The following is a 1131-nucleotide window of genomic DNA, read 5'->3' as shown; positions in this document are numbered from 1 at the left end:
TCTTTGCTTTATGGTTTTGAGCAAGCTCAACCCCTCGCAAATTCAACGCCTCATACACAGGGAGCGTTAACCGTAATAACCTCAACAAAGGGTATTGACTTACTCATGCTTCATAATCCAATACCCTTTGTTTCAGATACGTAAAACCACCTTTGTTCCAAAGCCTTAAGTTTTCCTAATTACGGTTAACGAATGCCGTGTACAAAAGAAAAGCCCCTGCAATGCTTCGCATTGACTATGGTTAAATTCTTGCTTAATTAAAAATATAAACCTCGTTTTACATCGCCTAATGTTTCATACCACAAGTCTTGAGTTATATTATCAACTTTAGACCAAATAATATCTTCTTTTGCTTCTTCAATACTCTTAATTTGTTTTTGATTTTTAGCGTTTTTTAACTCTTTGATAAGAGATTTTAATTTTTGTGTTTCCATTTTTAATCTATTGTTTTTTTGTTTTCTAATTCCCAATCAATACAATCAGGTCTTTTGTTTATTCCAAATATTTGACCGCTTCTATAATAATTATAGCCATAGAATGTTTTTTCTCTTTCGCAACCACATATTGTACATTTATTATTATTCCATTTGTGATTCATTTTTATTAATTTAATAGTTGGTTACTACGGTTAACATCGTGTAGAATTAATTGCTTCGCAAGGGCTTTTCTTTTGTTTGTCGCTTACTTACTTTCGGTATTTTAAAACAAGTTTTAAATCCCTTCGTAAACGCAACAAATACTACACGGCATTCGTTAGTGGGAATGTCCTAAAGGCACGCATCCCTACACAATTTTTAACTAATTGCATTACAATAATCACACTGTTTTTCACACCTAAAACCAAGTTCCATAGACTGATTATAGCAATAAAAATTGTTCTCGGTATGCTCATCCCCACTAATGGTCAGGGAATTGCTAAGCATCGACGATGTTTTGTTCTTTTTTTTTATCATAATTTCTATATTTTAGTACACTACCAACTAACAATGGATATACACAATAGATGCGTAGCTAATGCACTTACTCTGTATGCTACGCATCCAAAGTGCATAATCCCTGACCATTAGCATTGATTTACCTCGCTACGCTTCGGTTTTTTCACTACATAAAATTTTACGTCGTTTTAAAATT

At 33.0% G+C, this 1131-nt stretch carries 2 protein-coding genes; both read right to left on the bottom strand.

Annotated elements, in window-relative coordinates; translation table 11 throughout:
* Window positions 1–257: 257 nt before the first annotated feature.
* Complete coding sequence (locus ACFS5M_RS14210) at window positions 258–434, bottom strand: hypothetical protein (RefSeq protein ID WP_183490075.1); 177 nt, start codon at window positions 432–434, stop codon at window positions 258–260.
* A 2-nt stretch (window positions 435–436) separates the two neighbouring features.
* On the bottom strand, window positions 437–598 hold the full coding sequence (locus ACFS5M_RS14205) for a hypothetical protein (protein WP_183490072.1): 162 nt from the start codon (window positions 596–598) through the stop codon (window positions 437–439).
* Between the last annotated feature and the right edge of the window lie 533 nt (window positions 599–1131).

Source organism: Lacinutrix iliipiscaria (assembly GCF_042686125.1).
Taxonomy (GTDB): Bacteria; Bacteroidota; Bacteroidia; order Flavobacteriales; family Flavobacteriaceae; genus Oceanihabitans; species Oceanihabitans iliipiscarium.
This window is presented reverse-complemented; position numbering and strand designations above follow the sequence as displayed.

Excerpts from the sequence above, each read along its gene's own strand:
- ACFS5M_RS14205 (WP_183490072.1), bottom strand. The coding sequence starts at position 598 with ATGAATCACAAATGGAATAATAATAAATGTACAATATGTGGTTGCGAA.
- ACFS5M_RS14210 (WP_183490075.1), bottom strand. The coding sequence starts at position 434 with ATGGAAACACAAAAATTAAAATCTCTTATCAAAGAGTTAAAAAACGCT.